General features: G+C 58.1%; 7 protein-coding genes and 1 pseudogene. 3 read left to right on the top strand and 5 right to left on the bottom strand.

Going from position 1 to position 6,602, the window contains the following annotated elements; genetic code table 11:
• Window positions 1–30: 30 nt before the first annotated feature.
• From HMPREF3096_RS05500 to HMPREF3096_RS05480, 5 genes and pseudogenes are all read right to left on the bottom strand, one after another.
• Window positions 31–240 (bottom strand): annotated as a pseudogene (locus HMPREF3096_RS05500) (transposase); the annotation flags it as partial.
• A 128-nt stretch (window positions 241–368) separates the two neighbouring features.
• A complete protein-coding gene (gene lspA / locus HMPREF3096_RS05495) occupies window positions 369–836 on the bottom strand; it encodes a signal peptidase II (RefSeq protein ID WP_028697018.1) in 468 nt (155 codons plus the stop codon).
• Window positions 837–943: 107 nt separating this feature from the next.
• Window positions 944–2,383: an apolipoprotein N-acyltransferase gene (lnt, locus tag HMPREF3096_RS05490; RefSeq protein ID WP_070544326.1), complete on the bottom strand. Its 1,440-nt coding sequence runs from the start codon at window positions 2,381–2,383 to the stop codon at window positions 944–946.
• Between the two features lie 294 nt (window positions 2,384–2,677).
• Entirely contained in the window at window positions 2,678–3,439 is a 762-nt protein-coding gene (locus HMPREF3096_RS05485) for a ZIP family metal transporter (protein ID WP_023294897.1), read from the bottom strand.
• A gap of 142 nt (window positions 3,440–3,581) precedes the next feature.
• Window positions 3,582–4,478, bottom strand: a complete 897-nt coding sequence (locus HMPREF3096_RS05480) for a cation efflux transmembrane domain-containing protein (protein ID WP_031693306.1) — start codon at window positions 4,476–4,478, stop codon at window positions 3,582–3,584.
• 98 nt (window positions 4,479–4,576) lie between these two features.
• Between HMPREF3096_RS05480 and cadR the strand changes: the two genes are divergently transcribed.
• The 3 genes from cadR to HMPREF3096_RS05465 all read left to right on the top strand — a co-directional run bounded on the left by cadR (window position 4,577) and on the right by HMPREF3096_RS05465 (window position 6,019).
• Window positions 4,577–5,011, top strand: a complete 435-nt coding sequence (cadR, locus tag HMPREF3096_RS05475) for a Cd(II)/Pb(II)-responsive transcriptional regulator (protein ID WP_008175821.1) — start codon at window positions 4,577–4,579, stop codon at window positions 5,009–5,011.
• A gap of 262 nt (window positions 5,012–5,273) precedes the next feature.
• The gene (locus HMPREF3096_RS31745) at window positions 5,274–5,651 is read left to right on the top strand and encodes a hypothetical protein (RefSeq protein ID WP_306464267.1); all 378 of its coding nucleotides are present in this window, start codon (window positions 5,274–5,276) and stop codon (window positions 5,649–5,651) included.
• The gene (locus HMPREF3096_RS05465; protein WP_023294894.1) at window positions 5,648–6,019 is read left to right on the top strand and encodes a hypothetical protein; all 372 of its coding nucleotides are present in this window, start codon (window positions 5,648–5,650) and stop codon (window positions 6,017–6,019) included. Before HMPREF3096_RS31745 ends, HMPREF3096_RS05465 begins: the two co-directional genes overlap by 4 nt.
• Window positions 6,020–6,602 lie beyond the last annotated feature (583 nt).

Here is a 6,602-nt window from a genome sequence, read left to right as displayed (position 1 = left end):
GGGTGGGTCAATTTTCCATCAGCGCCAACACATGCGCACGACGTGGAACTTATCGACCACGATACGGGCCTGTGGCAGCACCGTCTGGAAGGCGCGGCGGTAGGGCTTCCACATGTCCATGCTGACGATCTCGACCTGGTGGCGGTTGGCCATGCTCATGAGGCGTCTTGTCACCCTCTCTTGCTGACGACCGGGTAGCAGGTCCAGCAGGGTGCGCTCTTCCAGATTGGTTAGGATGCAGCAGAGCCCTTGGCAGCAGTCGTGCATCAGGAACGTACAGCTGGCTCATGAAGGCGTGCCGCCTTATCAAGGCCCAGGACGCGCCTATTCCGGAAGTCAAGCATGCGATAGCGAAGACGCTAGGCGATTCAGCGGCGGCGGCTGCCTGGTTGATGTCGTATTTCCGCCCAAATAAAGAGGGCGACACCGAGGAAGATCCATACGTCCGCTAGGTTGAACGATGGCCAGTGCCACTGGGCATAGTGAAAATCGAGAAAATCCTCTACGTAGCCTAACCGCAAGCGATCTGCGACATTGCCCAACGCGCCGCCGAGGATCGCACTGAGGGCGAGCCGATAACTCAGTACGCGTGGTGAACGCCAAAGCCAGTACACCAGTAATATCGAGATAACCAGGGCCAGTCCGATGAAAAGCGGCTGCTGCCAACCGCCGACATCCGCGAGAAAGCTGAAGGCCGCCCCCGTATTGTGGCGGTGGACCCAATTGAAGAAGGGTGCGGCAGGCACGCTTTCACCATGCGCTAGCATGGTGCTGGCAAGGTACTTGCTCGCCTGATCGACAAACAGTAACAGGAGCGAGAGCCACAGCCAGCGCATCGCCTTTCCCGGCTCGTGGGCTTTCTCTGCGAGCCGACTGCCATAAGTAGACATATCCCCTTCCTCCTGACCCAATCTAGAATTTGCTCGCTGCTAAATAACAAGCGTCATGTACCCAACCGATGATGCCGACGAATTCGACGGAGCAGGAGCAGGCCGAGTCCGAGTGCGGTCAGGCCAAGAACAGGCCAATCCCGCCAGCGTACATAAGGGGGCGCGCCAGTTCGCGGTGTCACTTCGGCGCTGAGGGTGGCCACTTCGAACTGCGGAGCACGCTTGAGCACTTTGCCCTCATGATTGATGGCTGCTGTGATACCGGTGTTCGTGGCTCGAAGAAGGTCACGTCCGGTTTCGATGGCACGCATGCGTGCCATCTGGAAATGCTGGAGGGGGCCGAGCGAGCTGCCGAACCAGGCATCGTTGCTGACATTCACCAGTAACTGCGCTTCGGGCAGAAGCTCAGTGACTTCGGCACCAAAGACCGCCTCGTAGCAGATGAGTGCCCCTACGGGCACCCCTGCTGCATTCAGGACGTGCGCTTCCCGTCCCGGTGTGAAGTCGGACATGGGCGCCCCGAGCACGTCGAGGGCCGACCCCAAAAGATCCCGAAACGGAACATATTCACCGAAGGGCACCAGGTGGCGTTTGTAGTAGAAGCCTGAGGGATCGGAGAGGCTTACCACGGCGTTGTAGGTACGGCCCTCCGCCTCGCGTACCGGGACGCCAATCATTAACGATGTGCCTGCCTGATCGGCTAACGCCTCAAGCTCAGCAAGATATGCTTTGGCCTGGTCATGCCACATCGGGATTGCCGCTTCTGGCCAGATCACGATATCGGCTCCGAGATGCTGCGCGGTAAGCGCCTGATAGCGCTCAAGTGTGATGTCCCGGTATCTCGGGTCCCATTTCTTGTCTTGCGCGATGTTTCCTTGCAAGAGGACGACATCGATCGGGTCAGCGGCTGGCTGCGTCCATTCACGATCCAGCAGTTGCAAGCCGGCGAGGGTAGCGACTAACACGGCACCGACTACCGCAGCACGGCGCAGGCTTGGCCCCTGGACAACCCAGGCAAGCCCGCCAGCGAGAAGTGCCACCAGTAAACTCACGCCAAGCACGCCAAAGACGGGAGCGATAGTGGCAAGTATGGTGTCGGTCTGGCTGTAGCCAATGAAGAGCCAGGGAAAGCCGGTCAAGAACCAGGTGCGCATCCATTCACTCAGCACCCATGCCGCAGGTAGCCCTAGCCAGAGTGCCATTGCATCCATCTCAGGGCGCAGGCAGCGCACGAGGTACGCGACGCCCCATGGAAAGAGGGCGAGCAGCGAGACAAAGGCCGCCGTGACTAACACCGCCACCACGGGGCCATTGCCGTACTGGCTAATGCTGATAAAGACCCAGGAGACACCCACGCCGAAGTAGCCAAGGCCAAAGAGGTAGGCCGACCACAGCGCCTGACGCCTTGAAGACTGCGCGGTCAGGACAAAAAATGTTGCCAGAGCGATCACCGCAAGCCATGCCCAGCCCACAGGGGCAAAGGCAAGCGGCATGGCGCCTCCAGCAAGTAGAGCCATCCCCCCTGTCAGAAGCGGCTTATAGCGCACGCCCGTGTATAGGCTAGAGGGTAGCGCGCACTTATCACCCAATGCTCTCTCGCCTCCGAATCCAGGATCAACCCTGTGGCTCATGCTTTCTTGCTCCGCTTAATCAAGCTGCGTCAATTCATTCGGCCGGCTGGCCAGGGTGGCAAAGTGAATGTTTCTGGACTCGACTAGGTGCGCCGTAAGCTGGGAGCTGCTTCGTATTCGGCCAGCACGACAGTGGCTGTGTTGGGGAGCAGTACGTTAGCTTTGCGATACCACCCCTTCCAAGCCCGCTGATACCAGAACGAACAGGACGAAGCCGCCTATGAAAGCCAGCGGTGAGATGTGCGTATCGTCACCGCTCTCGTGAGCCTCGGAGACCATATCTTCGATGGCAGCGACCGTGAGAAGGCCTGCCGTGAACGTCAGTGCCGCTAGCTTAAATGCCTCCGTCTGGTTCCTGAGTACGAAGTAAGCAAAGACGGCTGCCGAGAGCACAGGAATCGCGAAGGAAGCAGAGAGCAGTATCCGCTTGCTACGAGGGATTCCTTTATCTTTCATGGTGGCGATCGTCGCAAAGCCCTCAGGAACATCGGCGAGAACCTGACCCGCCGCCAGGATTATCGCGACCGACGGTGAGACCGCCGACCCCGCCCCGATCAGGAGGCCATCGCTGAACAGGTCGATGGATACGGCGATATAGATCATCCAGACACTCGTCTGACCGCCTTCTCCCTGCTGGCCTTGTCGCTTCTGGAGACTCTCAACGAGCTTCTCGATACCTACGTAAGCAATGCCGCCCAGCGCGAAAGCGAGGGCGATTACCCAGGCTGAGAGGTTCTCTAGCACGCGCGGCATGATTTCAACCGCCACCACCGCAATGACGAGGCCGGCAGCGCCGTGAAGGGCGTAATTGAGACGGCGCCCGGTAGTTCGGGAGGCCTCCGCAGCGAGCCCACCACTAAAATTGCCTAAGGCGGGCAACAGCGCCAGGCCGAGTACCAGCCAGATACTATCCATCATCTTCCTTCCTTGGTTGATTCCTAGATACGCTACCTTGCTGGCTCCGAGCCTTCGCGCTATATGCTGTCGTTCAGGCCTAGCGCGCTTGTACAGCCACTTCGATCAAGTGTCCCAGGCATCGATAGCTGCGTACCGTGCAGCCTCACCCCTTGAGCGCCAGGATGCGCCGAGCGCCGTTGAGGACGATCAGGCCCACGATGGTACCGATAATCAGGTCAGGGTAGCTGGACCCCGTCCAGGCGACCAAGGCACCGGCGGCGATGACGCCCATGTTGATCACCACATCATTGGCCGAGAATATCCAGCTTGCCTTCATATGCGCGCCGCCTTCGCGGTGCTTGGATATCAACAGCAGGCAACCGGTATTGGCGATCAACGCGACGAAGGCGATCGCCATCATCATCAGCGATTCAGGCTCACTACCGAAAACAAAGCGTCGCACCACCTCGACGAGTACGCCGATAGCCAAAATCAGTTGCAGTACCCCTGCCAGATGCGCGGCACGTACCTGCATTTTCGCACTGCGCCCTACGGCATAGAGAGCCAGGCCATAGACGGCTGCATCGGCAAACATATCCAGGGAATCAGCGATCAGGCCGGTAGACTGGGCGATCAGGCCAGCAGTCATTTCCACCACGAACATGATCGCATTGATACCGAGCAACACGCGCAGAGTGCCTGACTCCTGCGTAGCAGAGACTGCCGAGCTCTTAGCGGCCTTGATCGTCTCTGGGTCGGCAATGACGGTTTCCTGAAGAGAGGCGCCTAGCCCCAAGGTCGCCAGTTTCGCGGTAATGGGCTCAGCCTCGCCGTCATGCACGACCTCCAATCGGCGGTTCGACAAGTCGAAGGACAGCGTTCGAATCTCATCAAAGCCGTTCAGCGCCAAGCGGATCATCCGTTCTTCTGAGGGACAATCCATCTTCGGCACAGCATACACGCTGACCCATTCCCCTGACGCTTCGGAGGAGACCGGCATATCGGTATCCGCTGCAGGCGTTGCATCGCAGCTACATGGGCCACCACAGGCTTTACTCACGATACGGCTCCAGTTAACCAACATAGATTGCTAGTATTAAAAACTATATAGCTACTATAAGGTCAATGGGACAGATGATCCGTTGAGGAGTAAGCCTGATGCGCATTGGTCAGTTAGCCCAGATAGCGGGTATCGACACGCAGACGATCCGCTTCTATGAGCAGCAGGGCCTGTTGCCGCCGCCAGAACGGCAGGAGAATGGTTACCGTGTCTATACCGAGAAGCATGGCGAGTGGCTTGCCTTTATCCGCCGCTGCCGAATTCTGGACCTGTCACTGACAGAGATTCGCGAGCTACAGAGCTATCAGGACGACCCTCGCCAGCCCTGTACCGCCGTCAACGCCATGCTCGATGACCACATCTCTCATGTGCGGTCGCAGATAACTGCTCTGCAAGCGCTTGAGCAACAACTCGTTTCACTGAGGGCGAGTTGCAACGAGGGTCGGGAGATCAATGCCTGCGGCATCCTGACGGGGATCAGCGAGGAGAGCAAACAACAGCTGTATAGGGCTAGCTCAGGCCGTAAGGACTGAGCAGAGACATGCCGGACCTTGCAGTGACATTGTGAATGCATGGTGTGTTGATCGCGAAGCCTCACTGCGTATCTCGGCATGCGAACCTGGGCGTTGCTGCAAACTTGCAGGGGCCGTGAAGAAGAGTCGTCATCAACCAGGTAATCCGCTGAGCTGATGGTTGGTTCCGTCATCATGATATGAGCCAATCAACCAAAAAATCCGGATACCCGCCAGGTCAAGCAAGCCGCGCCGCTCCAGATTCGGCGGCTGGTCGAGCTCGATGACTGGTTGGCTGCAGCGATCGCTGCGGCGCATGCCCGGGGCGATGGAGCGGCAGCGCTTCGCCACCAACGGGACCGAGCGCTGGTGCTGCTCGGATTCTGGCGTGGCTTTCGCGGCGATGAACTGCTGCGGCTGCTGGCGAACTCACGAGCGCACCGCGCTGGCCAGCGCGTCGCCGGAAGCTCTATGCGCCCATCTGCCTCTACTGGAAAACCAGGTCAGCAACGTCTGGTCGATGGGTAAGGATGGCCGCTCCTACTGGCCCATCAAGCGCCAGGCCGCCACGGCGGATCGCATTGCCAACCACAAGGGACGCAATCCGCAAGAGCGCGCCTCCCTGAAAAAGCGTCTGCTGCGCAAGTGGATGAGCAAATGAACCTGTCCACCATCGAGGCGCTGGCTATCGCTTGGGCGCGAATCGCTGAAGAAGCAGAACTCCCAGCCGGCTACGAGGGCACGGCGACGCCAGAGGCGCATCGGGCCTGCGAGGTGATCCAGGAGCGGATTCGAGAGCACGTCGTCGCCACCAATGACATGCGGCTGTTCGGCCTGCTGCACCTGCTTGGGCAGGCGTCGCTGCGCATGGAGCAAGCGCTGTGGCCGGAAGAATATGCGCGGATGACCCGCGAGGTCGAGGAAGCTCTCCGAGAGGCCGACGACCCCAACGCCAAGTCGTACACCCACGAAGAAGTCATGCGGGCGATGCAGGAACTCATCGACCAAGCGCGAGACAAGCCATGTTGATCGGCTGACGGAAATTTCTGGGTTTCCGGCTTACAACCCCTCAACGAAGGATTTCGCATGATCCGTTTTTTTTGGCGATCACGCTCGGCCTGATGGTTGGCTGCTCGTCGAGTTCAAGTGCGATCTGATCAGTGAGCGGTAGCGCAAGTGGATCGCCTCAGCCAAGCAGCGTTGTTGCCGGCGGCCGGAAGAAAGCCTTGAACTAGTAGCGGAAAGGATGAAACTTTATTTTTACGATTCTCAGCATTTTCCAAGGTTGAGCGAAAATTAGGATGATACTTTAATGATTCCGGCCTCCATCCCCACAAAACGCTTGCAGATGGCAGAATTGAAATAAGTCATTGTTTTAAATGGATTTTTGCAGGAATTGCTACGTTGCAGGGTCCTGTAGTTAGGATGACACTTTATTTTCCTCCCACAGGGCTGCCGGCGGCGGCCCTTTTTATTTTCACCTGCTGTTTATTACCGAACTTGCGCGAAATATTTTGGCTGGCGGTAGGTGACAAACGAACGTTTTGCGGTCCGATTTCGCTGTCATAAAAAGAAAATTATTCTGTCATTGCACGGTCATGATTACAGATAA

Source organism: Klebsiella sp. HMSC25G12 (assembly GCF_001807705.1).
Taxonomy (GTDB): domain Bacteria; phylum Pseudomonadota; class Gammaproteobacteria; order Enterobacterales; family Enterobacteriaceae; genus Klebsiella; species Klebsiella variicola.
The sequence above is the reverse complement of the archived record's forward strand: the minus strand, read 5'-3'. Positions and strand labels throughout refer to the sequence as shown.

Bases quoted from the DNA above. Each gene is read 5' to 3' on its own strand.
- HMPREF3096_RS05465 (WP_023294894.1), top strand. From the start codon at position 5,648: ATGAACCTGTCCACCATCGAGGCGCTGGCTATCGCTTGGGCGCGAATC.
- cadR (WP_008175821.1), top strand. From the start codon at position 4,577: ATGCGCATTGGTCAGTTAGCCCAGATAGCGGGTATCGACACGCAGACG.
- HMPREF3096_RS05485 (WP_023294897.1), bottom strand. From the start codon at position 3,439: ATGATGGATAGTATCTGGCTGGTACTCGGCCTGGCGCTGTTGCCCGCC.
- lnt (WP_070544326.1), bottom strand. From the start codon at position 2,383: ATGCCGCTTGCCTTTGCCCCTGTGGGCTGGGCATGGCTTGCGGTGATC.
- lspA (WP_028697018.1), bottom strand. From the start codon at position 836: ATGCGCTGGCTGTGGCTCTCGCTCCTGTTACTGTTTGTCGATCAGGCG.
- HMPREF3096_RS31745 (WP_306464267.1), top strand. From the start codon at position 5,274: ATGACTGGTTGGCTGCAGCGATCGCTGCGGCGCATGCCCGGGGCGATG.